We start from the raw sequence: 25,446 nt of genomic DNA on the forward strand, positions 1-25,446 counted from the left end.
CGGATGCCTGACGAAATGCGCGACGGAGAGCTGGGGGAGCTGCTGAGAGCCGCTCTGCGCGAGGAGGGCGTCGCCGGAGGGGAGAAGGGTGCTCTCGCCGCCTTCCGGGAGGCCCGTGACGCGGGGCTGCACACCTCACGACCCACCCGCGACCGCGACGACTGGACGCCGGCCGAGGAGCGGCGGCGTCCCCGGCGTTCACTGAAGACGGCCGTGGCCGCGCTGGTCGCGAGCGTGACCCTCGGCGGTGTGGCCGTCGCCACAGGCGACCTCCCCGAGCCCTTCCTCGGCGCCACCGCCCCGACCTCCGAGCCGAGCCCCACCACTCACTCGGCGCCGGGCCCCGACCCCGCTCCCGCTCCCGACCCCGCTCCCGCTCCCGCGAAGCACGGTGCGACAGCGGGTGCGACCTGGACCCCGCCACCCGGCACGACCGCTCCGCTGCGGCCGGAGAAGGATCCGCCCGAGCTCCCCGGCAGGAGCCGTGAGGCCCTCTGCGACGCCTTCGAGAAGACGGAGGGGAAGGCGAAGGGAAACGGGAACGGCAAGGCGAAGGCCGGAGCACCCCCGTCCGCCGCGCGGCAGCGGCTCGTCGCGGCCGCCGGCGGCGAGGAGTCCGTGGCCGAGTACTGCGGGCGCGACCTCCGCCCCGCCCGTGACCCGTCCGCCGCGCCCCGCCCGAACGACGGCACGGGCCGCGGCGACTCCTGGGTCGGCCCCGGCAGGGGCGACGCGCACGCGCGCGCCGACAGGCCCTAGAGGTCGAACTCGTGCGGCGGCAGGTCGAGCGTGAAGCACGCCTCCCGCACCACGGCCTGCTCCGTCTTGTCGAAGTCGCCGTCCGCGCCGCCGATGACGATGCCGATCTGGACGACGGCCCGGGCCTCGGCCGGCTTCTTCTTCGCCTTGGCGATCTCCTGGAGCACGCTGACCTTGCCGAAGTCGAAGTCGGCGGTCAGCTTGTCCAGGTTGGCGTCGAACCGGCGCTGGAGGTCCGTCGCGTCGAAGTTCTGCAGCACCTCGTTGGTCGCGATGAGCTGGGCGACCCGGCGGCGCTCGGCGGGGTCGATCGTCCCGTCGGCGGCGGCGACCAGCGCGCACATGGCCATGCTCGCGTCGCGGAACGCGCCGCTCTTCAGGTCGTTCTTCTTCGCCACCAGCTGGGTCTGCATCGTCGATGCGGATTCCTTGATGCGGTCCCACAGAGCCATGGTCGAGTACTCCAGACGTCGATTGTTTCTACGGACTTGTAGAACGTAGCAGTGGGGGCTGAGGTTCCCGGGACGTGAGAAACGGCGCGCCGGTCACCCGCCGAGCATCTGCAGCGAGGCCCACAGCGCCACCGTCGACGCGGTGAGGGCGGCCGGGACCGTGAGCAGTCCGAGGCGGGTGAACTCGCCGAGGGCGACGGGGTGTTCGTGGTCGTGGGCGATGCGGCGCCACAGGAGCGTGGCGAGGGATCCGGCGTACGTGAGGTTGGGTCCGATGTTCACCCCGAGCAGCACCGCGAGCACCGCACCGGGGCCGACCGCGGACGCCGCCGGCATCAGGGCCAGGGTCGCGGGCAGGTTGTTGATCAGGTTGGCCAGGACCGCCGCGAGCGCGGCGGTGCCGAGCAGCTCCGGGAGCGAGGTGCCGTCGGGAAGGACGTGGGCGAGTACGTCCCCGAGGCCCTGGTCGACGACGGCGCGGACGACGACGCCGAGGGCCAGGACGAACGCGAGGAAGGGCAGCGCCGCCGAGCGGACCAGCGCGCGCGGGGTGGTCCGGCGGCGGGCCAGGGCGCGCACGGCCAGGACCGTGGCGCCCGCCGCGGCCGCCCAGGCCGGGTCGACGCCGGTGGCCGAGGCCACGCCGAACCCGGCGAGCGTCGCGGCCACCGTGCCCAGGGCGAAGAAGGGTGGAGTGACGGGTTCCGGCGGCTCGACGGGGGTGGCCGGGGCGGCGAGGTCCCGGGCGAAGAAGCGGCGGAAGATCCCGTACTCGACGGCGATCGCGGCGAGCCAGGGGAGCAGCATCAGGAGCGCGAACCGCGTGAAACCGAGCCCGCCGGCGGTGAACGCGAGCAGGTTGGTGAGGTTCGAGACCGGCAGGAGCAGCGAGGCCGTGTTCGACAGATGCGCGCCGGCGTAGGCGTGGGGTCCCGGCCGCGCCCCCATCCGGGCGGCGGTCGCGAAGACGACCGGGGTCAGCAGCACGACCGTCGCGTCCAGGCTCAGGGTGGCGGTGATCAGCGAGGCGAGTCCGAAGACGGCGCCGAGCAGCCGGCGGGGGCGGTGGCGGGCCCAGCGGGCCATCCAGGCGCCGCAGGCCCGGAAGAGCCCCTCGTCGTCGCAGAGTCCGGCGAGGACGAGGACCGCCGCGAGGAAGCCGATGACCGGCCCGAGCCGCGCGGCCTCCTCGCGTACGGCCTCCGGGGTGATCGCGCCCACGGCGAGGACGGCGCCGGCGGCGGGGAGGGCGAAGGCCGCCTCGGGCAGGCGGAACGGGCGGGCGACGGCACCGGCGAGGGTGGTGACCAGGGCGAGCACGGAGACGGATGGGGCGAGGGCGAGCATGCGTTCGATCATCCGGGTCGGCCGGGGCGGATCTTGAGGGGGGTGCCCCACTCCGCCTGACCGGTCGTCAGAACTGGGCCCGTGCCGAACCCTTGTGGACCCCGCCCCCATCAATAAAATGTCACACACCACAGTAGGGAGTCCTTCATGGTCCACGAGCAAGCCCCCGTGCACCGCGCCCGCCCCTGGCACGGGATCATGGTCGCCACCGCCCTCCCCTTCCGCGCGGACGGCACCGTCGACCACGACGCCTACGCACGGCACGTGGCCCGGCTGATCGCCGACGGCTGCGACGGTGTCGTCCCCAACGGCTCCCTCGGCGAGTACCAGACCCTCACCGACCGGGAACGCGCCGAGGTCGTCCGTACCGCCGTCGAAGCCGCCGGGGACGGGGCCAGGGTCATGCCGGGCGTCTCCGCGTACGGCAGCGCCGAGGCCCGCCGCTGGGCCGAACAGGCCGCCGAGGCCGGCTGCGGCTCGGTCCTCCTCCTGCCGCCCAACGCCTACCGGGCCGACGAGCGGTCCGTGCGCGCCCACTACGCCGAGGTCGCCGCGGTCGGGCTGCCCGTCGTCGCCTACAACAACCCGTACGACACCAAGGTCGACCTCACCCCCGCCCTCCTCGCCCGCCTCCACGCCGACGGCGGCATCGTCGCCGTCAAGGAGTTCAGCGGCGACGTCCGCCGCGCCTACGAGCTCGCCGAACTCGCCCCCGGCCTCGACCTGCTCGTCGGCGCCGACGACGTCCTCCTCGAACTCGCCCTCGCCGGCGCCGTCGGCTGGATCGCCGGCTTCCCCAACGCCCTCCCGCGCGCCTGCGCCACCCTCTACCGCGCCGCCGCCGCCGGCGACCTCGCGGTCGCACTGCCGCTCTACCGCGCGCTGCACCCGCTCTTCCGGTGGGACTCCAGAACCGAGTTCGTCCAGGCCGTCAAGCTCTCCATGGACCTCGCCGGCCACACCGGGGGCACCACCCGGCCGCCCCGCCTCCCGCTGACGCCCGAACAGGAGGCCGTCGTGCGCGCCGCCACGGAGAAGGCCCTCGCCGAGGGCCACGCGTAGAGCCCGTCATCCACCCATCAGAAGGGACCCCATGCGCACCCGCCACGTCTACCACGCGGTGGACTCCCACACCGAGGGCATGCCCACCCGCGTCATCACCGGCGGCTTCGGGATCATCCCCGGCGCCACCATGGCCGAGCGGCGGCTCCACTTCGCCGAGCACCTCGACCACGTCCGCACCCTCCTCATGTACGAACCGCGCGGCCACGCGGCGATGAGCGGCGCGATCCTCCAGCCGCCCACCCGCCCCGACGCCGACTACGGCGTCCTCTACATCGAGGTCTCCGGCCTGCTCCCGATGTGCGGACACGGCACCATCGGCGTCGCCACCGTCCTCGTCGAGACGGGCATGGTGCCGGTCGTCGAACCGGTCACCACCGTCCGCCTCGACACCCCCGCCGGACTCGTCAGCGTCGACGTCCGCGTCGAGGACGGCCGCGCCCGCTCCGTCACCCTCACCAACGTGCCCGCCTTCTCCGTCGGCCTCGACCTCAAGACGGACGTGCCCGGATACGGCACCGTCACCTACGACCTCGCGTACGGAGGCAACTTCTACGCCTTCGTGGACCTCGACTCCCTGGGCCTGCCCTTCGACCGCGCCCACAAGCAGGAGCTGCTCGCCGCCGGGCTCGCCGTCATGGACGCCGTCAACGCCGGACCCGACCGGCCCGTCCACCCCGAGAACCCGGCCTTCGCCGGCGTCAAGCACGTCTACCTGACCGCACCCGGCTCCGACGCGACCCGCTCGCGCCACGCCATGGCCATCCACCCCGGCTGGTTCGACCGCTCCCCGTGCGGTACCGGCACCAGCGCCCGCATGGCCCAGCTGCACGCGCGCGGACTGCTCGCCCCGCACACCGACTTCGTCAACGAGTCCTTCATCGGCACCGAGTTCACCGGCCGGATCGTCGACGAGACGACCGTCGGCGGGCTGCCCGCCGTCGTCCCGACCGTCACCGGACGCGCCTGGATCACCGGCACCGCCCAGTACTTCCTCGACCCCGACGACCCGTTCCCCGCCGGCTTCCTGCTCTGACCGCCCTCAGGGACCGTCCGGCCGGAGAAACGTGACATTGTACGATGCTCCCCCGTGACATCTCGGAGGACGCACGATGGGTGACCTGAAACAGTACGGCCTCGTCAGAGCCCAGGAACGGCTCCGCGACCAGGTCGGCCACGCCCTTCGCGCCGCCCTGATCGCCGGGGAGCTCCGCCCCGGCCAGGTCTACTCGGCCCCCGGCCTCGCCGGCGACCTCGGCGTCTCCGCCACCCCGGTCCGCGAGGCCATGCTCGACCTGGCCCGGGAGGGCCTGGTCGAGCCCGTCCGCAACAAGGGCTTCCGCATCACCGAGGTCAGTGAGCGGGACCTCGACCAGTACACCGAGCTGCGGACCCTCATCGAGGTCCCCACCATCGGCCGGGTCACCCGCAGGGCCACCCGGGAGCAGCTGGAGGAGCTGCGTCCGGTCGCCGAGGAGATCGTCTCGCGCGCCCGCGAGCACGACCTCATCGGCTACCTGGAGGCGGACCGCCGCTTCCACCTGGCCCTCCTCGCCCTCTCGGGGAACGAGCGGCTCGTCGAGACCGTCGGAGACCTGCGCAAGCGCTCCCGGCTCTACGGCCTCACCGGCCTCGACGAGGCCGGCAAGCTCGTCTCCTCCGCCGAGGAACACCTCGAACTCCTCGACCTGATGATCGCCGGGGACGCGCCCGGCGCCGAGGACTGCGCTCGTCGTCACCTCGGGCATGTGCGGTCCTTGTGGGCCGACCCTGACGCGGGCGACGAACCGGATGACGGAGACGGTCCGGCCTGACCGATGGAACCCCCCTCAGGAACCGTCCGGCGGGACGATCTCCCGCTTGAGCACCTTCCCCGTCGGACCCTTCGGCAGCGCGTCCGTCAGCCAGATCCGGCGCGGGTACTTGTACGGGGCGAGCCGCTCCCGCACGTGCGCGCGCAGCTCGGCGGGGGAGACCCGGCCGCCGGGCCGCAGGACGACCGCGGCCGCGACCTCCTGCCCGTGCACCGGATGCGGGACGCCGAGGACGGCGGCCTCCGCCACGCACGGGTGCAGGTGGAGGACCTCCTCCACCTCCCTCGGGTACACGTTGAACCCGCCCCGGATCACGACGTCCTTGACGCGGTCGACGACCCGGAAGTCGCCGGACGCGTCACGGGTGCCCAGGTCGCCGGTGTGCAGCCAGCCGTCCCGTACCGTCTCGGCCGTGGCCTCCGGGCGGCGCCAGTACCCCTTCATCACGTTGTGGCCCCGGATGACGAGTTCGCCGACCTCACCGTCCGGGACCTCCTTGCCGTCCCGGTCCACCACCCGCATCTCCACCCCCAGGACGGGGATGCCGATGGTGCCCGGGGAGCGCGGCCGGTCGATCCGGTTCACACAGGCCAGCGGCGACGACTCCGACAGCCCGTACCCCTCCAGGACCGCGCAGCCGAAGGCGGACTCGAAACCGGTCAGCACCGCCACCGGCAGGGGCGAGCCGCCGCACAGGCAGACCCGCAGCGACGACACGTCGTGCAGCGCACGGTCCGGGTGCCGCAGCAGCAGCCCGTACATGGTGGGGACACCGAGGAAGACCGTGACCCGGTCCCGGGCGACGAGCGCGAGCGCGCCCGCCGGGTCGAAGCGGGCCATGAGGGTCAGACAGGCGCCCACGGCCACCGCGCAGTTCAGCCCCATCACCTGCCCGAAGGAGTGGAAGAGCGGCAGCCCGCCGAAGACCACGTCCGAGGGGCCCAGCTCCAGGACCCGCACGCCTTCGTCGACGTTGCGCCGGATGTTGCGGTGGGTGAGCTCGGCGCCCTTCGGCGCCCCGGTCGTGCCGGAGGTGTAGAGCACGACCGCCGTGTCCTCGGGTGTACGGGAAACGGGCTCCACGCGCGCGTGCTCCGCCAACAGCGCGCTGAAACCGTCCGGTTCGACCACGAGGTGCGGGGTGCCCGCGAGCCGGGCCCCCTCGGCGGCCTCCCCGCCGTCCCCGTGCCACGAGAGCATCAGCGCGGCCTCGGCGTCCGCCAGACAGTGACGGACCTCGCCCGCGCGAAGCAGCGGGTTGAGCGGGACGACGATCGCCCCCGCGCGCAGGATGCCGTAGTAGAGCACCGCGAACAGCGTGCTGTTCGGCAGCATGAGGGCCACCCGGTCACCCGGCCCCACCCCGCGCGCGTGGAGCAGCGCGGCGGCCCGCCCGGCCAGGTCGTCGAGCACGCCGTACGTCAGCGTCTCGGCGCCGAGCCGCAGCGCGCTCCGGTCGGGGTGCGCGCCCGCGCTCCGGGCGAGCAGCGCGGGAACGGTGCCGTCGTCGACGCTCATCAGAGGTACTCCTTCGCTCACGCCCGGGCCTCCGACCGGGTGCCGGTGCCCTGCCACTCGCCGGCGTCGCCCGGCGCCGGGAACTCCGCCCACGCCGCGATCCGCTCCACCAGGCCCGCGTTGTGCCGGATCCAGCGGAAGTGGTCGAGCCGCCGGCCGCCGGCGTCCGGCGACCGGTAGCTCCAGCGCTCGACCCGCGCCGACGGGAGCTTCGCGCACAGGTGGTCCACGGCCCGCGGAGGCGCGAGCGCGTCGCCCTCCACGTCGACGGCGAGCACGGGCAGGTCGACGCCCCGCAGCGCCTCCTCGTAGTCCGCGGCCGCGCCCCTGGCCCCGTACCGCCCGGTCCGCATCTGCCGGGCCCAGTCCCGCATCACGCCCACCGACTCCCGCCCGCCGAAGCCGAACCGGTGCCCCGGCCAGTACCCGAGCAGCTCCGCACCGGCCACGCACAGCAGGCTCCGTACGAGCCACCGCGCACCCGGCCGGGGATCCGCCCCGGTACCGAGCGCGCGCCACCACGCCGAACCGCTCGCGACCAGGACGACCCCCGCGAGACGCGGCCGCAGCAGACCGCAGTGCACCAGCCCGAGCTGGCCGCCGAGACTGTGGCCCAGAAGCAGCCTCGGCGCCTCCGGGAAGGCCCGCTCGACGGCGTCCAGGACCGCACCGAAGTCGTGCTCGACGAGCTCGCGGTAGCCGAAGCGGACCCCGCGCGCCGGAACCGGGGTGCTCTCGCCGTGGCCCCGCAGGTCCGTCGTCACCACGGTCGCGCCCCGCCGGTGCAGCGCCCGTACCAGCGGCGTGTAGTGGCGGGCGGCGGTACCCATCGCCGGGAGGACGACCACGACCGGGGCGGTCGGTTCGGGGCGCGCGTGGACACGGACCACGAGCCTGGCGCCGTCCGGGGCGGTGAGCTCGGCCAGTACGGGGAAGGGAGGCGTCCTCATCGGCTCTCCGCGTCCGCGAGACGCCAGCCGATCACGCCCGCCCCCCACGTGACGCCCGCGCCGAACGCCGCCACCCCCAGCAGGCCCGTCGGGCCGAGGCGGCCCTCCTGCCAGGCCTGGTGGAGGGCGATCGGGATGGAGGCGGAGGAGGTGTTGGCGACCCGGTCGACGTTGAGGTACAGCCGCTCCGGCGGGACACCGAGCTCCTTGCCCACCGCCCGTACGATCCGCGCGTTGGCCTGGTGGGCGACGAACAGGTCGACGTCGTCGGCGGTCAGCTCCCGCCGCGCGAGCACGTCCCGGGCCGCCTCGCTCATCCGCTCCACCGCCTGGACGAAGATCTCGGGACCGTCCATCCGCAGCTTCCGGTCGTACCGGTCGGCGTAGAGCAGCGGGATCAGATCCCCGTCCGAACCGAGCCGGAAAGCCGGCTCGGGACCCTCCCCCCTGCCCACGTCGGCGAGGACCACCGCCCCCGCGCCGTCGCCCAGCAGCACCGCCGTCGACCGGTCCTCGTGGTCGGTGATCCGGGTCAGCGCCTCGGCGCCGCACACCAGGACGGTGCCCGCCCGGCCCGACTCGATCAGGGCCACCGCGTGGTCCAGGGCGTACACGAACCCGGCGCAGGCCGCGTGCAGATCGAACGCGGCGGCCCGGTCCGCCCCGAGCCGGGCGGCCACCTCCACGGCGAGGCCCGGGGTGGTCCGGTCGGGGGTCGTGGTCGCCACGACGACGTGCCCCACCTCGCGCGCGGTGCGCCCCGACCGGGCGAGCGCCGTCCGGGCCGCCGCCAGGGCGAGGTCGGCGAGGTGTCCGTCCTCCGGCAGGAAGTGCCGCTGCCGGATGCCGGTCCGCTTGACGATCCACTCGTCGGAGGACCCGATGGCGGCGAAGTGGCTGTTGGGCACCGCCCGTTCGGGCAGCGCGGAGCCGACGCCGACGATCGCCGCGGTCATGAGCGGTCCTCCTTCACGAGCGGTCCTCTTTCACGAGCGGTCGTCCTTCCTGAGCGGTCGTTCTTCGCGAGCGGTCCGACTTCACGGGCGGTCCGCTTGTACGAGGGGCCTCAGCGGTCCTCTTTCACGAGCGGTCGTCCTTGCCCGCGCGGGGCGGCGAGCCGATGCCCGGGGGCTCGCCGACGGCGCCCACCCCCATCCGGACCGCGTGCATCCCGCCGTCCGCGTGCACGATCTCCCCGGTGACCGTGGCCGCCAGGTCCGACAGCAGGAACAGGACGGGGCCGACGAGCCGCGCCGGATCGGCGCGGCTCCAGCCGAGCGGCGCCTCCTGCTCCCAGCGGTCGGCGATCCGGTCGAACGTGCTGACGGCCCGCCCGGCCACGGTCTCCACCGGGCCGGCGGCGACGAGGTTGACGCGGATGCCGGAGTGCCCCAGGTACAGCGCGAGATAGCGGCAGACCGCCCCGAGCGTGGCCTTGCCGACGCCCATCCAGTCGTACCCCGGCCACGCCCCGGACGAGTCGAAGTCGAGCCCGACGACACTGCCCCGGGCCCCGCCCGCGCCCCCGCCCTCGCGCAGCAGCGGCGCGAGCGAGGTGGTCAGCGAGTGCAGCGAGAACGCCGCCGTCCGCAGCGCGAGCGTCGCGCTCTCCACGGGCGTGGTGAGGAAGTTGCCGCTGAGCGCGGACTGCGGGGCGGCGGCGATCGCGTGCAGGACGCCGTCCACCGCGCCCCAGCGGCGCTCCAGCTCCTTCGTCAGCGCGCCGAGGTCCTCGGGCCGCGTCACGTCCAGCTCCAGGACGTCGGCCGGGTACGGGAGGCCGGACGCCGCCGCCTCCGTGATCCGCCGGGTCCGCCCGAAGCCCGTCAACAGGACCTCCGCGCCCGCCTCCTGGAGCGCCCGCGCGGTGTGCCAGGCGATCGAGTCGTCGTTGAGGACCCCGGTGACCAGATAGCGGCGCCCGGAGAAGCCGAGCAGGTCGGGAACGCCGTGGGGATCGCGCGACGCGCGCATCAGGACCGCCCTTCCACGGCCAGGACCAGGGCCGCGTTGTGTCCGCCGAAGCCGAACGAGGTGGAGAGCCCGAACAACCCGCCCGCGCCCGCCCGCGCGGTGAGCTTCCGCGCCGTACGCACGAGGTCGAGCGGGCCGAGCGCCGGGTCGGGACGGCGCAGCCCCGCCGTCGGCGGCGCGACGCCGTGCCGCAGCGCCTGGAGGGTGGCGATCGCCTCGACCGCGCCCGCCGCACCGAAGAGGTGCCCGAGCGCGCCCTTCCCGGAGGAGAGCGGCAGCTCCGCGAGGACCCCGGCCCCGAGGGCGCCCCGCAGGGCCTCGCACTCCAGGCGGTCGTTGAGCGCGGTGCCGGTCCCGTGGGCGTTCGCGTACGCCAGCTCCCCGGGCGCCACCGACGCCTCCCGCAGCGCGAGCGACACCGCCCGGCCCGCCGGCCCGCCGCTCGGGTCGGGCGCGGTCACGTGGTGCGCGTCGGAGGTCGCCGCGTACCCCCGTACGACTCCGAGGACCTCGGCCCCGCGCCGGGCGGCGCCCGCGGCCGTCTCCAGGACGAGGATCCCGGCGCCCTCGCCGATCACGAAGCCGTCGCGGTCCCGGTCGAAAGGACGGGAGGAACCGCTCGGGGAGAGCGCGCCGGCGTTCGCGAAGGCGGCCGCCACCAGGTCGGACGAGGAGGCCTCGGCGCCACCGACCACGACGGCGTCGGCCGCGCCCGAGGCGAGCAGCCGCATCCCCGTACCGACGGCCTGGGCACCGCTGCTGCACGCGGACGCGACACACAGGCTCTCGCCGTGGAGACCGTGCCGCATGGAGAGATGGGCGGCGGCCGCGTTCGCCATCATCTGCGGGATCATCAACGGCGACACGAACCCCGCGCCGTCCCTCTCGTACACCTCCCGCTGCGCCTCGAAGGAGGCCGTGCCGCCGAGCCCGCACCCGATGACACAGGCGACGCGCTCGGGCTGCCAGGGCGACGGCGCACCGTCCCGCTTCCCGGCCTGCGTCAGGGCCTCCTCGGCCGCCACGAGGGCCAGCTGGGTGAACCGATCGGTGCGGCGCACCACGTTCCGCGGCAGGTGATCGGCGGCCGTGAAGTCCGCGTGCCGGAGGGCCGGATGGGAACCCGCCACCGCCATGTCCCCGGCGACGGCGCGCTCGTGGAGCACGCCGGCGCCGACGCCGAGCGGGGTGACCGCGCCGAAACCGGTGACGACGACCTCCCGGCCCCGGCGCGGATCACTCAACTCCGGCCTTCTCGTAGCACAGTTCGAGGATCTGGCCGACGGTGTCGATGCCGTCGAAGTCCTTCGTGCGGATCGGGACGCCGAGGTCCCGCTTGACGGACTGCGCGAGCTCGACCATGTCGAGCGAGTCGATCTCCAGATCGTCGAGCGCGGCCCCGGGCACGACGTCGGATGCGTCGACGCCCAGCTCGACGAGGGCGTCGGTGACGAACTGCTCGATGGAGGCGCGGTCCAGCGTCGTGGACGCCGCGGATGTCGCTGATGTCTCGGACATGACTCTCCCGTGAAGTGAGGGGCCAGGGCTGCGATCAGGGGGTGATGAGCTTCGAGGCGTGGTACGGGGACCAGTGCCACTGCCGCCAGTAGCTCTCCGCGATGTCCACCCACTCCTCCAGGCGCGCGGCGCTGTCCAGGAAGCGGGAGGCGCTCACCACCAGCCAGCTGTAGACGGCCTGGCTGTCGCGGCAGCCGCCGCAGTCCCCGGACGTGCAGCAGAACTGCAGCGACTCGTAGTCGGCGCCCCAGGCCGCGAAGCCCGGGATCACCGGGTTCCCGTTGGCCACCCGCTCCTCGTGGTCGGGGTGGTCGACGCTGAGGCTCGGGCACACGTCGTACCCGAAGCGCGCCCCCCAGTGCGAGGTGCCGGTGATGAGGCTGCGGATGAAGTACGGGTGGCTGACCACGGCCTCCGGATAGGCCTCCTTGACCCGCAGGGCCTCCTCGAGGACGCGGCGCTCGTTCTCGATCTGGATCGGGTTGTCGGAGCCGTGCTCGCTGTAGAAGTTGAAGGTGACGATGTTGCCGTTCTCGGCGATCCTGCGCACGGTCGGTTCGAGGTACGGCAGCCCGGCCTCGGAGAGCGCGAAGATGAACAGGACCCGCGGATCGTCCTTGTAGTGCGACAGCGCCGTGTCGAACAGACCGGTGAACTTGGAGCCGTTGACCCGGATGGCCCGCAGGTCGTCGTCGAGCGGCCCGCCGCCGAAGATGCTGACGGCGACGGCGATGTGCTCGAAGCCCTGCACGGGCATCGGACGCAGGCCGTTCGTCGAGATCGTGATGTACGGCAGCTCCTCGACGAAGGCCTCCACCCGGCGCAGCACCAGGGTCGGCTCACCGCCGATGAGGGTGGCCTGGTTGACCCCCTCGTCCCGCAGCCGGCGGGCGAAGGCACGGATCCGGTCGACGTCCGAGAGCTCGCGCACGGCGGTGTCGAAGCCGCCCTCGAAGTACCAGCAGCCCTTGCAGCGGATGTTGCAGGTGTTGGTGAGGTGCACCTCGCACGAGCGCACCTCCCGGCCGAGACGGCGCAGCCGGTGCAGACGCTCGGCGAGATCAGGACGTTCGGCCAGGAGGGCGGCGGTGCGCTCCTTCGCCTCGCGGCGGCCGAGCGGGCGCGGGGTGATGGTCAGGGGGGTGGCCATGGGGTGCGGACTCCTCGATCGGACGGCTGCTCGGTGTCTCGGGCGCGCTGCCTGGCCCTCTGGGGCGTCTCGGGGCTGCTCGGGGCGGCTCCGTGCTCTTCGGGCCTGCTGGTGTCTGCTCGATCTGCTCGGGATTGCTCGGGCCGCTCGTGCCCGCCGGTGTCTGCTCGGGCCGCTCGGGCCTGCTCGGTCTACTCCGGGACCTTCAGGCCGAGGCCCTCGATGCGCGGGGTGACCTTCGCCCGCCAGATGTCGCGCGCCTCCCCGTTGGTGGTCTGCCGGAGGCCGAAGCGGACCGCGAGCTTCGACCGCTCCGAACGCGCGCTCCCGAAGATCCGGTTGAATCCCGGCCACAATCGGTCGAGCCCCTGCTGGAGCTCCTCGCGGCCCTCCTCGGTGCGGGCGAGATTCCGGCAGACACGCGCACCGTGCGCGATGTGCACCTTCTCGTCGAGAATGATCGTGCGCACCGCCTCGGCCCACGGCTTGTAGCTGCTCTGCGCGAATTCGGAGATCATCACCATCGCGGTCTCCTCGCCGATGTACGAGAAGATTCCGCGCTCGGCCCACGTGGTGCACGTGTGGAACTCGTGGCCGGCGAAGAGATCACGGTCGGCCAGCCGCTGCTGCTCCATGTATCCGGTGTCGACGCCGACGTCGGCCAGGATCCTTTTGCCGATCTTGTAGTGGTCGTACTCCTCGACGGCACGCTCGGCGCACACCTGCCGCTCCTCGGCGTTCGGCGCGAGCGGAAGGAACACCTGGATGTAGTCGTCGGCCCCGGACAGTTCGCCCTCTGTGTTGACGATCATTCCCCGGACGGCGATCTCCCGGTAGTCCTCGGGCATGGCGAGGAATTCCTCGGGAGTACGGACGACGACTGCCTCGTCGACGGGAACGGAAGATGACATGGTGATCCACTCGCCTCGCTCGTTCGACTTCGACCCGAAAGACCGCTGACATCGCGGTGGTGGAGCGGTCGAACGCTATCCACGGCACCGCCGTCCATCAATGAGACCGAGGACCGGAATGGCCGGTTTCCCCGAGTCGTCCACGACGTGCGGAGAACCGGATCGAGAACCGGTCGCGGCGCGTCGGACAACGGGGAAGAAGATCATCACACCCGCCCTCTCCCGAGTCGACCAGCGAGAAAGACGGGAGGAGGGAAATCCTCCGAATTCACCGCCCGCGGCCGGATTCCCACGGCCCGCAGAGTGGCCGAATCATGGCCGAATCAGGTACGGAGCAAGCGGGCGGCAGGCCGGCGACACGCCCGGAATTCGCCCTGCGTGAGGGACCTGAAGAGTGTCAACTCGGCCACGCCGGGAGGGAATCGAACGACCTGGACACCGTCTTGAATCTCTATATGCTGGCGCCATGCTTTCTGCCGCCTCCGCGCCCGCGAACGCCACCTCCACCACCCCCTCCGTGCCCGCGCCGGCCACCGCCTCACGGCTGGCCAACGTCGGCTCGTCGCCGGTACGGGAGATCCTGGCGCTCACGGCACGGCCCGAAGTGATCTCGTTCGCCGGAGGCCTGCCCGCCCCCGAGCTGTTCGACATCGCCGGCATCCGCGCGGCGTACGACCGGGTCCTCGCGGAGAGCCCGCAGACCGCCCTCCAGTACTCGACGACCGAGGGCGACCCCGACCTGCGCACCGCCATCGCCGCCCGGCTCACCGCGCGCGAACTGCCCACGGACGCCGACGACCTGCTCGTCACCACCGGCTCGCAGCAGGCCCTCACGCTCCTCACCACCGCCCTCGTCGAACCCGGCAGCGTCGTCCTCGTCGAGGACCCCTGCTACCTCGCCGCCCTGCAGACCTTCGGCTTCGCGGGCGCGCGCGTCGTCCCCGTGCCCACCGACGACCAGGGCATCATCCCGGAGGCCCTGGAGGAGATCGCGGCCCGCGAGAAGGCGACCCTCCTCTACATCGTCCCCACCTTCCAGAACCCCACGGGCCGGACCCTCCCCGCCGAGCGCCGCCACGCCGTCGCCGAGGCCGCCGCGCGGCACGGCTTCTGGATCGTCGAGGACGACCCGTACGGCGAACTGCGCTACGACGGCGAGCGCGTCCCCGCCATCGCCGCCGACCCCGCGGCGGCCGACCGCACCGTCCTGCTCGGCTCCTTCTCCAAGGTGATGGCCCCCGGCCTGCGCCTCGGCTACCTGCGCGCCCCCGCCGGGCTCCGCCGCGCCTGTGTGATCGCCAAGCAGGCCGCCGACCTGCACACCTCGACCATCGACCAGGCCGCCGCCGCGCGCTACCTCCGCGACAGCGACCTCGACGCACACGTCGCGGTGATGCGCGCCGCCTACCAGGAGCGCAGGGACGCCATGCTCGACGGCCTGCCGGGCGCCCTGCCCGAGGGCAGCCGGTGGAACAGGCCGGAGGGCGGCATGTTCATCTGGGTCACCCTCCCCGCGGGACACGACGCGACGGCCCTCCTGAAGACGGCCGTCGGCCACGAGGTGGCGTACGTGCCGGGGGCCCCGTTCTTCTGTGGCGAGCCCGACCCGGGCGCGATGCGGCTGTCGTTCACGACGCACTCGGCCGACGAGATCAGGGAAGGCCTCCGCCGCCTGGCGAAGAGCTTCGCCTGATGAGGGACACGGGGAGCCCGATACGCGAGATGCAGGCCCTGGGTCCGGCCTCTGCGCCCGCCGCGGTGCAGGTCCCGGATCCGGCCTCTGCGCCCGCCGCGGTGCAGGTCCCGGATCCGGCTTCCGTATCCACCGCGGCGCAGGCGCCCGCTTCCGCGCCCGCCGCCCGCACGCTGTCGCCGGACGAGCTCAACGCGCTCGTCCAGCGGCAGTTCCCCGACTACGCGGCCTGCCGGGTCACCGACGCGAGTGGGACGCACCTGCTCATGGAGGCGGACGGCGCCCGTCTCCGCACCCGCCCCGGCGGCACGATCTCCGGCCCCGAACAGGCCGGGCTCGTCGACCTCGCCGCGTTCCTCCTCGTCAACGCCCGGCTCGGACGCCCCACCCCGATGGCGCTCACCACCTCGCTCCAGATCAGCTACCTCAACCGCCCCCGCCCCGGACTGCTCCGGACGCACGCGCGCATGGCCAAGTTCGGCCGCCGCCTCTGCGTGGTCCTCGCCGAACTCAGGGACGAGGCGGGCGATCTGGCGGCCTCCGCCACCGTCACGTACTCCGTCCCGCCCGCCGGCGCAGGTCAGGGCACCGGCTGATCAGGAGCCGCGCGCGGACCGCCCCCGGGCCATCACCTCGTGTCGTTGTTGGGCCGAACGGGTGAGGAGCGGGAGGATGGACCCATGAGTAGGTACGAGAGGTACGACGTCACCGACGAACAGTGGGAGGGCCTCGCCCAGGTCCTGCCCCTGCGCGGCCGTGACGAATGGCCGTCCAGGGTCGACCACCGCACGATCCCCGAGCAGTACGAAACCGCCGAGCAGCGCCGCATGGTCGTGCTCCGCGTGCAGGTCTTCGCCGACGCCCGTGAGGTCGCCGAGTACCTCATCGCCCAGATCCCGGTGCTCCTCGATCTGACGAGCGCCGACACCGAGGTCGCCAAGCGGATCCTCGACTTCAGCAGCGGCGTCGTCTTCGGCCTCGGCAGCGGGATGCACCGCGTCGACCGGAACGTCTTCCTGCTGGCCCCGGCCGGTACGGAGGTCGAGGGCGCGGAGGGTGAGGACGAGGACGACGTCGTGGGCGGCAGGACCGCCGGCGTCCCTCGATCGTAGGAAGGTCATCTCGCCGTAACGGTTCGTCAGGGAATGATCTGCGTACGGTCCGGGCATGGACCTCACCGGCGGCCCCACGCTCGCCCGCACGTCAGACGCCCCTTCCTCCGACGTCGTTCCTTCCTCAGTTCACCCTTCCTGGGTTCAGTCGCCCTCGGCCCACCCCGTCTCGACCGAAGGCGCCGCGGCCGGGCTCGCCCCGGTCGACGCTCCCTCGGTCGTGCCCTCCTCGGTCGTGCCCTCCTCGGCCGGGGCTTCCTCGGACGGTGAAGCCTCGACCGGGTCTTCCCCGGAGGGGTCTTCCTCCGTCGCGCCCCCTTCCGCCGCCGGCTTCGTCGGACCTCGGGTCTCCGGGCCCCGTGCCTCCGGGCCGGGCGGGTCCGGGCTCGCCGCGACCGCACCCCGCGCCTCCGTCCCCGAGGCGCGGGGCCCGGTCGAGGCGGAGGGACGGGGAGGACCGGGGCGGCGGGGCGGACCGCTCACCGCCCGGCCCGCCGTCACCGAACTGCGGCTGTCCGCGTTCGCCGGCCACCGTTCCGCCGTGCACCCGCTCGGACCCGTCACCCTCTTCGCCGGACCCAGCGGCAGTGGCAAGTCCACCACCCTGCGGGCGTACGAGGCGCTCGCCAGGCTCGGCGCGGGCGACCCGCTCGACGAGGTGTTCCCCGACGCCGCCGACTGCGTCCCCGAGCGTGCCCGACCCGACGCCCAGGGCAGGCGCGGCTTCCGGATCGGATGCACGGTCGACGGACCCGAGGGCCCCGTCCACCTGGACCTCGCCGTACAGGCCGAACCCCGGCTCCGCATCGTCGGCGAACGGCTCACCGGCCGGGGCCGCACCCTGCTCGCCACCGCGCTCCGCGACCCCGGCCGCAGCACCGTCCAGGCCGCCTGGCACACGGCGGGCGCCACCCCCGTCACCCGCGCCCCGCTCCCCGACGACCTGCTGGGCACGGCCCTGCTGCCGCTGCGCGTCGCGGGCAAGACCCAGGGGCAGCTGGAGGTCCTGGCCGCCGCCGAGCAGGTCGTCATCGGCCTGCGGTCCGCCTTCGCCTGCGACCCCCGGCCCGAGCGGATGCGGACCCCCGTGCCGCCGGGCGAGGGACGGCTGCGACGCGGCTGCGGGAACCTCGCCGAGGTCCTGCACCGCACCCACACGGACTGCCCGCGCCGCCACCACCGCCTCGCCACCGTCGCCGGAGCGGGCTGCGTGGGACCCGTCACCGGAGTCGGCGTACAGGAACTCCCGGAAGGCACCGTACGCGCCGTCCTCGAACGCGGCGGCCGGCCCGCGACCCCGCTCGGCCGCCTCGGCGACGGCGAACTCCGCTACCTGGCCCTCGCGCTCACCCTGCTCACCGGCCCCGGAGTCCTGGAGATGGACCGGATCGCCGAGGTGCCGGACGCCATGCAGAGCCTGACGCTGCTCGCCGACGACCTCGACCGGGGGCTCGACGGACGCCAGGTGGGCGAACTGCTGCGGCTCGCGACGGGCATCGCCGCCGACGGGCACATCCGGGTGGCGGGCACGGTCGGGGAGCGGGCGGCGGGGGAGGCGCGCCGGACGCCCGGGGTGACGGTGGTAGACCTGAGCGGGTGACGGACGACAACGACGTGGCGGGGCTCCAGCGCAGGCTGACAGAGTTCGCGGCGGCCCGCGACTGGCAGCCCTACCACACACCCAAGAACCTGGCGGCGGCCCTCAGCGTGGAGGCCGCCGAACTCCTCGAGATCTTCCAGTGGTTGACGCCGGAGCAGGCGGAACGGGTGATGGACGACCCGGAGTCGGCGCACCGGGTCGCCGACGAGGTGGCGGACGTGCTCGCCTACCTCCTCCAGTTCTGCCAGGTGCTCGGCGTCGATCCGCTGGCGGCGCTCGCGGCCAAGATCGACCGGAACGAGGTCCGGTTTCCCGCCCGGAGGCGGGGCGGAGGGAGCGAGGAGGGGCTCACGGACGCCGATACGAACGAAGATCGTCACTCTTCGGAGTGATCGACTTGTCCCCGTCAGGCTTCCTGTCCACAGATTTCCGAATTCCTCTGGTGTTGAGGCTCAGTCGGCCTCACTCTGGGTAGTGGACTGAGTGGGCAGTAAGTCGTACGAACGGGGGCGGCGTTGATGGAAGCGGAGCGACTCATCGCGCTGGGCCGGCAGGCGCTGGCGGAGAGCGGGACGGCACAGGACATCGTGGCGGAGGCCTGGCAGGCGCAGGCGCTCGCCCAGGCGATAGGGCGTCACCTCGCACTCTGCGGACCGCAGGAGCTGCGCGGCGAGGCGCGGGGGCTGAGCGAGATCGGGGAGTACCCGGCCTGGGGCTCCGGCGGCCCGCGCGCGGGCCGGCTGACCGAAGTCGCGGACCCGTGCGGGTCGTTGACCGCGCTCGGGGAGCTGCTGGGGGAGGTCGGGATCGCGCTGGTGGGGGTGGCCTGTGCCACCGACGAGGAGGGGCTCTACTGGCAGTGCATCGAGGCGATCGACGCCGCCGACGAGTCGAGCGACCGGGTGCGCGGGATGCTGCGACGCCTCGCCGTGCGCGACGGGGACCGCGCCCGCCCACCCGACCCCGCCCGCGGTCGAGCGGGCCCGAGCGGCCGGGACCCGTCGTGGTAGCGGGGCCCCCGGCCCCCGTGGTGCGGCTCGGGTCAGGACTCGGGGTCCGGAGAGGGGGCAAGGCGGTCGGACGTGGACTGGAGGTCGGCGTCCAGCTGGGAGAGGTCGGCGGAGAGCGCCGCCATCAGCTCCTCCATCTGCTGGAGCAGGCCCTTGGGAGCCTCGGCGCCCTTCTGCTCGGGCACGAACTGCGACACGGGCTGTTCGGGCACGGCTCGCTCCGGTGCGGCTTCCTGGGACATGGCGGCCTCCTCGGCCCGGGGCCCGCCGCCGAGGGCGGGACCGTGAGGGAGACGCACCGGCAGTGGCCGCCGGCACGCGGGCCGGGCGGTCCGGCTCCGCCCGAGCCAACGACGGGTGCCCGGCCCCGGTCACTGGCCAGGGCGGACGCGCCCCGCCACGCGTCGGATATTCACCCGCCCGAGCCGGTGCGGTCGGGGAGCTGACGGAGAGGTTGACAGACACCCGACGGTGCAGGATGGAGGTATGGACCTTCGCATCTTCACCGAACCCCAGCAGGGGGCCGACTACGAGACCCTCCTCGCGGTGGCCCGGGCCACCGAGGAGCTCGGATTCGACGCCTTCTTCCGTTCCGACCACTACCTCCGCATGGGGTCGGGCGACGGGCTGCCGGGGCCGACGGACGCCTGGATCACACTGGCCGGCCTGGCCCGGGAGACGAAGCGGATCCGGCTCGGCACGCTGATGACGGCCGGCACCTTCCGGCTCCCCGGAGTCCTGGCCATCCAGGTCGCCCAGGTGGACCGGATGTCCGGCGGGCGGGTCGAACTGGGCCTGGGAGCGGGCTGGTTCGAGGAGGAACACAAGGCCTACGGAATTCCTTTCCCGAAGGAGAGGTTCGGCCGGCTGGAGGAGCAGCTGGCGATCCTCACCGGCCTGTGGGAGACGGAGGTCGGCAAGACCTTCAGCTACCACGGGGAGTACTACCAGCTCACCGACTCGCCCGCGCTTCCGAAGCCGGCCCGGTCCAGGATCCCGGTGCTGATCGGCGGGCACGGCGCGAGCCGTACGCCGCGGCTGGCCGCGCGGTACGCGGACGAGTTCAACATCCCGTTCGCGTCCGTCGAGGACAGCGATCGGCAGTTCGGCCGGGTCCGGACCGCCGCCGAGGCGGCCGGGCGGCCGGCCGGCGACCTGGTGTACTCGAACGCGCTGGTCGTCTGCGTCGGCAAGAGCGACGCCGAGGTGGCCCGCCGGGCGGCAGCCATCGGCCGGGATGTGGACGAGCTGAAGGCGAACGGGCTCGCGGGCTCGCCCGCCGAGGTCGTCGACAAGCTCGGGCGGTACGCGGCGATCGGCTCCTCCCGGGTCTACCTCCAGGTCCTGGACCTGGAGGACCTGGACCACCTGGAGCTGATCTCCGCCCGGGTCCAGTCGCAGCTGGGATGAGCGGGGCGCAGCGATGAGACCGGTCCGTACGCTCGCCGAAGCCCTCGGGGCGGGGGTGCTCGTCCTCGACGGCGGGCTGTCCAACCAGCTGGAGGCGCAGGGCTGCGACCTCTCGGACGCGCTCTGGTCCGCGCGGCTCCTCGCCGACGGGCCCGAGCAGATCGAGGCGGCCCACAGGGCGTACGTACGGGCCGGTGCGCGGGTGCTGATCACCTCCAGCTACCAGGCGACGTTCGAGGGCTTCGCCCGGCGCGGCACGGGCCGGGCGGAAGCGGCGCGGCTGCTCGTCCGCAGCGTGGAGCTGGCCCGGAGGGCAGGGGAAGGGGCGACGGGGGAAGGGGCGAAGGGGGAAGGGGCGAAGGGGGAAGGGGCGAAGGGGGGAGGGGAGGGGGCGGGGGCCCCGGGGGAGGTGTGGGTTGCCGCGTCCGTCGGGCCGTACGGGGCGATGCTCGCCGACGGCAGCGAGTACCGGGGACGGTACGGGCTGTCCGTGGCTGCCCTTGAGCGGTTCCACCGGCCGCGGATCGAGGTGCTCGCCGGGGCGGCGCCGGACGTTCTCGCCCTGGAGACGGTTCCGGACGTGGTGGAGGCCGAGGCGTTGCTGCGGGCGGTCGAGGGGTGCGGGGTGCCGGTGTGGCTCTCGTACACGGTCGAGGGCGGGCGGACGCGGGCCGGGCAGGACCTGGCGGAGGCCTTCGCGGTCGCCGCGGGGAACGACCAGGTGGTGGCGGTCGGGGTGAACTGCTGCGACCCGGCCGAGGCGGGGGACGCCGTGGAGCTCGCCGTGGCCGTGACCGGGAAGCCGGCCGTCGTCTACCCCAACAGCGGAGAGCGCTGGGACGCCGGGGCGCGGGACTGGCGCGGGGACATGGCCTTCGACCCGGCCCGGGCCGTCGCCTGGACCGGGGCGGGAGCCCGGCTCGTCGGCGGCTGCTGCCGCGTCGGACCGACGACGATCGCCGCGCTCGCCGACACCCTGGCGGGGGAGGGCGCGGACACCGGCTGAGGGCGCGCCCCGAGGCCCGGCCGCGCGGAAAATGCCTGGTGGGGAGGGGAGGGGCGAACCATACTCGAAGGTGTGTTCCTGACGATCAGTACCTACGGCAACCCGGAGCGGCCCGCGACCGATCTCGGATTTCTGCTGCACAAGCATCCCGAGCGGGCGCAGGCGTTCTCGACTTCGCACGGCACGGCGCACGTCCTCTATCCCGAGGCGAGTGCCGAGCGGTGCACGGCGGCACTCCTCCTGGAGGTGGACCCCGTGGCGCTGGTGCGCCGCGGCAAGGGCAAGGGCCGGGGCGGCGCCCCGGACTCGGCGCTCGCGCAGTACGTCAACGACCGGCCCTACGCGGCGTCCTCGCTGCTCGCCGTCGCGCTCGCCAAGGTCTTCAAGACCGCGCTGCACGGCGAGTGCAAGGCGATGCCCGAGCGGGCCGCAGCGCCGCTGCCGCTGCGTGTCGAGGTCCCCGCGCTTCCCGCCCGGGGCGGTGCGGAGCTGGTGCGGGCGCTGTTCGGGCCGCTCGGCTGGGACACGGTGGAGGCCGAACCGGTGGCCCTGGACGCGGAGTTCCCCCAGTGGGGCGACTCGCGGTACGTGCGTCTCGTCCTGGAGGGCGAGCTGCGGCTCGCGGACGCCCTCAACCACCTGTACGTCCTGCTGCCCGTCCTCGACGACGCCAAGCACTACTGGGTCGCGCCCGACGAGGTCGACAAGCTGCTGCGCGCCGGTGACGGCTGGCTGGCCGCCCACCCCGAGCGGAAGCTGATCACCGCCCGCTACCTCTCGCGCCGCTGGGGCCTGGCCCGTGAGGCGACGGAGCGGCTCGAACTGGTCCGGCTCGCCGAGGCCGACGGCCTGGACGTCGAGGACGTCGACAACGCCGTCGACGAGACGACCGACACGGAGGAGCGTCCGGTGCCGCTCGCCGAGCAGCGACGCCAGGCGATCCTTGCCGCGCTGACCGGAGCCGGGGCGGCGCGCGTGCTCGATCTCGGCTGCGGGCAGGGGCAGTTGGTGCAGGCCCTGCTCAAGGACCCGCGTTTCACCGAGATCGTTGGTGTGGACGTGTCCGCGCGTGCCCTGGGCGTCGCCGCGCGCCGGCTGCGCCTCGACCGGATGGGCGAGCGGCAGGCCGCGCGGGTGAAGCTGACGCAGGGTTCCCTCGCGTACACCGACAAGCGGCTCGCCGGTTACGACGCGGCCGTGCTCAGCGAGGTGATCGAGCACCTGGACCTGCCGAGGCTGCCGGCCCTGGAGTACGCGGTGTTCGGCTCGGCCCGGCCCCGTACGGTCGTCGTGACCACGCCGAACGTCGAGTACAACGTGCGCTGGGAGTCACTGCCGGCCCGGCACGTCCGGCACGGCGACCACCGCTTCGAGTGGACCCGCGAGGAGTTCCGGGCCTGGGCGGAGGGTGTCGCAGGGCAGTTCGGGTACGGGGTCGAGTTCGCCCCCGTGGGACCGGACGACCCGGAGGTCGGCCCGCCGACGCAGATGGCCGTCTTCACCCGTACCCGTACCGATGGCGGCACCGGATCCCGTACCGAAACCCGTACCGACGAGGCCTTGAAGGAGGTCACGGCATGACCCGCACCCTGCCCGTCACCGATCTCTCCCTCGTGGTGCTCGTCGGTGCCACCGGTTCCGGCAAGTCCACCTTCGCCCGGCGTCACTTCAAGCCGACCGAGATCGTCTCCTCCGACTTCTGCCGCGGGCTCGTCGCCGACGACGAGAACGACCAGTCCGCGAGCAGGGACGCCTTCGACGTCCTGCACTACATCGCGGGCAAGCGCCTGGCGGCGGGGCGGCTGACCGTCGTCGACGCCACCAACGTGCAGCAGGAGGCCCGGCGCCAGCTGGTCCAGCTGGCCAGGGAGCACGACGTGCTGCCGATCGCGATCGTCCTCGACCTGCCCGAGGAGGTGTGCCGTACGCGGAACGCCGCCCGGCCCGACCGGGCGGACATGCCGGCGCACGTCATCCAGCGGCACCGGCGGGAGCTGCGGCGTTCGCTGCGCGGTCTGGAGCGCGAGGGCTTCCGCAAGGTGCACGTGCTGCGTTCGGTGGAGGAGGTCGAGGAGGCCGAGGTCGTTCTGGAGCGGCGCTTCAACGATCTGCGGCACCTCACCGGCCCCTTCGACATCATCGGCGACATCCACGGCTGCCGCTCCGAGCTGGAGACCCTGCTCGCGAAGCTCGGTTACGTCGACGGACACCACCCCGAGGGGCGGACGGCCGTCTTCGTCGGCGACCTCGTCGACCGGGGCCCCGACTCGCCGGGCGTGCTGCGCCGGGTCATGGCGATGGTCGCCGCGGGCGATGCCCTGTGCGTCCCCGGCAACCACGAGAACAAGCTCGGCCGGTGGCTCAAGGGCCGGAAGGTGCAGGAGACGCACGGACTGGCCGAGACCATCGAGCAGTTGGGGCGGGAGAGCGAGGAGTTCCGCGCGGAGGTGGCGACCTTCATCGAGGGGCTCGTCTCCCACTACGTCCTCGACGGCGGGAACCTCGTCGTCTGCCACGCCGGTCTGCCGGAGAAGTACCACGGCCGGACGTCCGGGCGGGTGCGTTCGCACGCGCTGTACGGGGACACGACGGGCGAGACCGACGAGTTCGGGCTGCCGGTGCGTTACCCGTGGGCGGAGGAGTACCGGGGGCGGGCCACCGTCGTGTACGGGCACACTCCCGTGCCCGCCACGTCGTGGATCAACAACACCCTCTGCCTCGACACCGGCGCCGTCTTCGGCGGGAAGATGACCGCGCTGCGCTGGCCGGAGCGCGAGCTCGTCGACGTACCGGCCGAGAAGGTCTGGTACGAGCCGGCGCGGCCGCTCGTCACCGAGGCGCCCGGCGGGCACCAGGGGCGGCCCCTGGACCTGGCCGATGTGCACGGGCGGCGGACGGTGGAGACCCGTCACCTCGGGAACGTCGCCGTGCGCGAGGAGAACGCCGCGGCGGCCCTGGAGGTCATGAGCCGGTTCGCGGTCGACCCGCGGCTGCTCATGTACCTGCCGCCGACGATGGCGCCGACCGCCACGTCGAAGGAGGAGGGCTACCTGGAGCACCCGGCCGAGGCCTTCGCCCAGTACCGGGCGGACGGCGTCGAGCGGGTCGTGTGCGAGGAGAAGCACATGGGCTCGCGGGCGGTGGCCCTGGTCTGCCGCGACGAGGACGCGGCGCGCGAGCGCTTCGGCGTCACGGGGGTGACGGGGGCGCTGCACACGCGTACGGGGCGGCCCTTCTTCGACGACGTCGCCGTCACCGAGGAGGTCCTGGGGCGGCTGCGGACGGCGATCGGCGCGGCGGGGTTGTGGGACGAGCTCGACACCGACTGGCTGCTGCTCGACGGCGAGCTGATGCCGTGGTCGCTCAAGTCCGCGGGGCTGCTGCGCGCGCAGTACGCGGCGGTCGGCGCGGCCTCCGGTGCGGTCCTGCCAGGGGTGATCGACGCCCTGGAGCGGGCGGTGGGGCGCGGGGTCGAGGGCGTCGGCGGGCTGCTCGCCCGGCAGCGGGAGCGGGCCGTGGACGCGACGGCCTTCACCGAGGCGTACCGCAGGTACTGCTGGCCGACCGAGGGTCTGGAGGGTGTGCGGTTCGCGCCGTTCCAGCTGCTCGCGGTGCGCGGGCGCTCGCTCGCGGCGGTGCCGCACGACGAGCAGCTGGCCTGGCTCGACCGGCTCGTCGAGCACGATCCGACCGGGCTGCTGCAGGTCACCCGCCGGCTCGTCGTCGACACCGGCGACGAGGCCTCGGTCCGCGCGGGCACCGACTGGTGGCTGGAGCTGACCGGCGGGGGCGGCGAGGGCATGGTCGTGAAGCCGCTGGCGGCGCTGGTGCGGGACGCGAAGGGTCGCCTGGGGCAGCCGGGTGTGAAGGTGCGCGGCCGGGAGTACCTGCGGATCATCTACGGTCCCGAGTACACCCGTCCGGAGAACCTGGAGCGGCTGCGGCAGCGCTTCCTCGGCCACAAGCGGTCGCTCGCGCTGCGCGAGTACGCCCTCGGCCTGGAGGCCCTCGACCGCCTCGCCGCGGGTGAACCCCTCTGGCGCATCCACGAGGCCGTCTTCGCGGTCCTCGCCCTGGAGTCGGAGCCGGTCGACCCGAGGCTCTGACCCGAGCCGGGACGGGGGCCCGCCCCCGGCTGCCGCGGACCCCGCGGCGCGGCC

The 25,446-nt window shown here is 73.6% G+C and carries 25 protein-coding genes; 14 read left to right on the forward strand and 11 right to left on the reverse strand.

The window, feature by feature from the left end; translation table 11 throughout:
- Nucleotides 1-3 precede the first annotated feature (3 nt).
- Nucleotides 4-759 carry a hypothetical protein gene (locus ACFYX3_RS25740; protein ID WP_389017708.1) on the forward strand — a complete coding sequence of 252 codons (756 nt, stop codon included), beginning with the start codon at nt 4-6 and terminating at the stop codon, nt 757-759.
- On the opposite strand, the gene ACFYX3_RS25745 is transcribed toward ACFYX3_RS25740, so the two are convergent.
- Nucleotides 756-1,211, reverse strand: a complete 456-nt coding sequence (locus tag ACFYX3_RS25745) for a TerB family tellurite resistance protein (protein WP_359513216.1) — start codon at nt 1,209-1,211, stop codon at nt 756-758. The genes ACFYX3_RS25740 and ACFYX3_RS25745 overlap by 4 nt on opposite strands.
- Nucleotides 1,212-1,304: 93 nt before the next feature.
- Nucleotides 1,305-2,558 carry an SLC13 family permease gene (locus ACFYX3_RS25750; RefSeq protein WP_389017711.1) on the reverse strand — a complete coding sequence of 418 codons (1,254 nt, stop codon included), beginning with the start codon at nt 2,556-2,558 and terminating at the stop codon, nt 1,305-1,307.
- Nucleotides 2,559-2,705: 147 nt separating this feature from the next.
- On the opposite strand from ACFYX3_RS25750, the gene ACFYX3_RS25755 reads away from it, so the two are divergent.
- The 3 genes from ACFYX3_RS25755 to ACFYX3_RS25765 all read left to right on the forward strand — a co-directional run bounded on the left by ACFYX3_RS25755 (nt 2,706) and on the right by ACFYX3_RS25765 (nt 5,434).
- A complete protein-coding gene (locus ACFYX3_RS25755) occupies nt 2,706-3,620 on the forward strand; it encodes a dihydrodipicolinate synthase family protein (RefSeq protein WP_389017714.1) in 915 nt (304 codons plus the stop codon).
- A gap of 31 nt (nt 3,621-3,651) precedes the next feature.
- Complete coding sequence (locus ACFYX3_RS25760; RefSeq protein WP_116158363.1) at nt 3,652-4,656, forward strand: proline racemase family protein; 1,005 nt, start codon at nt 3,652-3,654, stop codon at nt 4,654-4,656.
- A gap of 76 nt (nt 4,657-4,732) precedes the next feature.
- On the forward strand, nt 4,733-5,434 hold the full coding sequence (locus ACFYX3_RS25765) for a GntR family transcriptional regulator (protein ID WP_389017718.1): 702 nt from the start codon (nt 4,733-4,735) through the stop codon (nt 5,432-5,434).
- A gap of 15 nt (nt 5,435-5,449) precedes the next feature.
- Here ACFYX3_RS25765 and ACFYX3_RS25770 read toward each other — a convergent pair whose 3' ends face one another.
- The 8 genes from ACFYX3_RS25770 to ACFYX3_RS25805 all read right to left on the reverse strand — a co-directional run bounded on the left by ACFYX3_RS25770 (nt 5,450) and on the right by ACFYX3_RS25805 (nt 13,455).
- Nucleotides 5,450-6,952 carry a long-chain fatty acid--CoA ligase gene (locus tag ACFYX3_RS25770; RefSeq protein WP_389017721.1) on the reverse strand — a complete coding sequence of 501 codons (1,503 nt, stop codon included), beginning with the start codon at nt 6,950-6,952 and terminating at the stop codon, nt 5,450-5,452.
- A 17-nt stretch (nt 6,953-6,969) separates the two neighbouring features.
- Nucleotides 6,970-7,902 carry an alpha/beta fold hydrolase gene (locus ACFYX3_RS25775; protein ID WP_389017724.1) on the reverse strand — a complete coding sequence of 311 codons (933 nt, stop codon included), beginning with the start codon at nt 7,900-7,902 and terminating at the stop codon, nt 6,970-6,972.
- Entirely contained in the window at nt 7,899-8,858 is a 960-nt protein-coding gene (locus tag ACFYX3_RS25780) for a beta-ketoacyl-ACP synthase 3 (protein ID WP_389017727.1), read from the reverse strand. The genes ACFYX3_RS25775 and ACFYX3_RS25780 overlap by 4 nt, the downstream gene beginning before the upstream one ends.
- A gap of 124 nt (nt 8,859-8,982) precedes the next feature.
- Nucleotides 8,983-9,876, reverse strand: a complete 894-nt coding sequence (fabI, locus tag ACFYX3_RS25785; RefSeq protein WP_389017731.1) for an enoyl-ACP reductase FabI — start codon at nt 9,874-9,876, stop codon at nt 8,983-8,985.
- Nucleotides 9,876-11,120, reverse strand: a complete 1,245-nt coding sequence (locus tag ACFYX3_RS25790) for a beta-ketoacyl-[acyl-carrier-protein] synthase family protein (protein ID WP_389017734.1) — start codon at nt 11,118-11,120, stop codon at nt 9,876-9,878. Before ACFYX3_RS25790 ends, fabI begins: the two co-directional genes overlap by 1 nt.
- Complete coding sequence (locus ACFYX3_RS25795; protein ID WP_389017737.1) at nt 11,113-11,394, reverse strand: acyl carrier protein; 282 nt, start codon at nt 11,392-11,394, stop codon at nt 11,113-11,115. The genes ACFYX3_RS25790 and ACFYX3_RS25795 overlap by 8 nt, the downstream gene beginning before the upstream one ends.
- A 34-nt stretch (nt 11,395-11,428) precedes the next feature.
- Entirely contained in the window at nt 11,429-12,544 is a 1,116-nt protein-coding gene (locus ACFYX3_RS25800) for a radical SAM protein (RefSeq protein ID WP_352024222.1), read from the reverse strand.
- A 191-nt stretch (nt 12,545-12,735) separates the two neighbouring features.
- On the reverse strand, nt 12,736-13,455 hold the full coding sequence (locus tag ACFYX3_RS25805; RefSeq protein ID WP_376592012.1) for a Phenylacetic acid catabolic protein: 720 nt from the start codon (nt 13,453-13,455) through the stop codon (nt 12,736-12,738).
- 466 nt (nt 13,456-13,921) lie between these two features.
- On the opposite strand from ACFYX3_RS25805, the gene ACFYX3_RS25810 reads away from it, so the two are divergent.
- From ACFYX3_RS25810 to ACFYX3_RS25835, 6 genes are all read left to right on the forward strand, one after another.
- A complete protein-coding gene (locus tag ACFYX3_RS25810; protein ID WP_359513202.1) occupies nt 13,922-15,148 on the forward strand; it encodes a PLP-dependent aminotransferase family protein in 1,227 nt (408 codons plus the stop codon).
- Entirely contained in the window at nt 15,148-15,744 is a 597-nt protein-coding gene (locus ACFYX3_RS25815) for a PaaI family thioesterase (protein ID WP_389017743.1), read from the forward strand. Before ACFYX3_RS25810 ends, ACFYX3_RS25815 begins: the two co-directional genes overlap by 1 nt.
- Before the next feature lie 84 nt (nt 15,745-15,828).
- Entirely contained in the window at nt 15,829-16,260 is a 432-nt protein-coding gene (locus tag ACFYX3_RS25820) for a cell division protein SepF (protein WP_382659352.1), read from the forward strand.
- A gap of 505 nt (nt 16,261-16,765) precedes the next feature.
- A complete protein-coding gene (locus tag ACFYX3_RS25825; RefSeq protein ID WP_389018095.1) occupies nt 16,766-17,860 on the forward strand; it encodes an ATP-binding protein in 1,095 nt (364 codons plus the stop codon).
- Nucleotides 17,857-18,252, forward strand: coding sequence for a nucleotide pyrophosphohydrolase (locus ACFYX3_RS25830; protein ID WP_382659350.1), 396 nt, complete (start codon nt 17,857-17,859; stop codon nt 18,250-18,252). The genes ACFYX3_RS25825 and ACFYX3_RS25830 overlap by 4 nt, the downstream gene beginning before the upstream one ends.
- Before the next feature lie 126 nt (nt 18,253-18,378).
- Nucleotides 18,379-18,870, forward strand: a complete 492-nt coding sequence (locus ACFYX3_RS25835; protein ID WP_116158350.1) for a DUF6099 family protein — start codon at nt 18,379-18,381, stop codon at nt 18,868-18,870.
- Between the two features lie 32 nt (nt 18,871-18,902).
- On the opposite strand, the gene ACFYX3_RS25840 is transcribed toward ACFYX3_RS25835, so the two are convergent.
- The gene (locus tag ACFYX3_RS25840) at nt 18,903-19,112 is read right to left on the reverse strand and encodes a hypothetical protein (RefSeq protein ID WP_389017748.1); all 210 of its coding nucleotides are present in this window, start codon (nt 19,110-19,112) and stop codon (nt 18,903-18,905) included.
- A 244-nt stretch (nt 19,113-19,356) separates the two neighbouring features.
- Between ACFYX3_RS25840 and ACFYX3_RS25845 the strand changes: the two genes are divergently transcribed.
- The 4 genes from ACFYX3_RS25845 (at nt 19,357) to ACFYX3_RS25860 (ending at nt 25,392) form a co-directional block, all read left to right on the forward strand.
- Nucleotides 19,357-20,280 (forward strand): LLM class F420-dependent oxidoreductase, encoded by a 924-nt coding sequence (locus tag ACFYX3_RS25845; RefSeq protein WP_389017751.1) that lies wholly within the window; start codon nt 19,357-19,359, stop codon nt 20,278-20,280.
- A 13-nt stretch (nt 20,281-20,293) separates the two neighbouring features.
- A complete protein-coding gene (gene mmuM / locus ACFYX3_RS25850; RefSeq protein WP_389017754.1) occupies nt 20,294-21,286 on the forward strand; it encodes a homocysteine S-methyltransferase in 993 nt (330 codons plus the stop codon).
- 72 nt (nt 21,287-21,358) lie between these two features.
- Nucleotides 21,359-22,867 carry a 3' terminal RNA ribose 2'-O-methyltransferase Hen1 gene (locus ACFYX3_RS25855; protein WP_389017757.1) on the forward strand — a complete coding sequence of 503 codons (1,509 nt, stop codon included), beginning with the start codon at nt 21,359-21,361 and terminating at the stop codon, nt 22,865-22,867.
- Complete coding sequence (locus tag ACFYX3_RS25860) at nt 22,864-25,392, forward strand: polynucleotide kinase-phosphatase (protein WP_389017760.1); 2,529 nt, start codon at nt 22,864-22,866, stop codon at nt 25,390-25,392. The genes ACFYX3_RS25855 and ACFYX3_RS25860 overlap by 4 nt, the downstream gene beginning before the upstream one ends.
- The last annotated feature ends 54 nt before the right edge of the window (nt 25,393-25,446 follow it).

The organism is Streptomyces sp. NPDC002463 (assembly GCF_042889835.1).
GTDB classification, from domain to species: domain Bacteria; phylum Actinomycetota; class Actinomycetes; order Streptomycetales; family Streptomycetaceae; genus Streptomyces; species Streptomyces nymphaeiformis.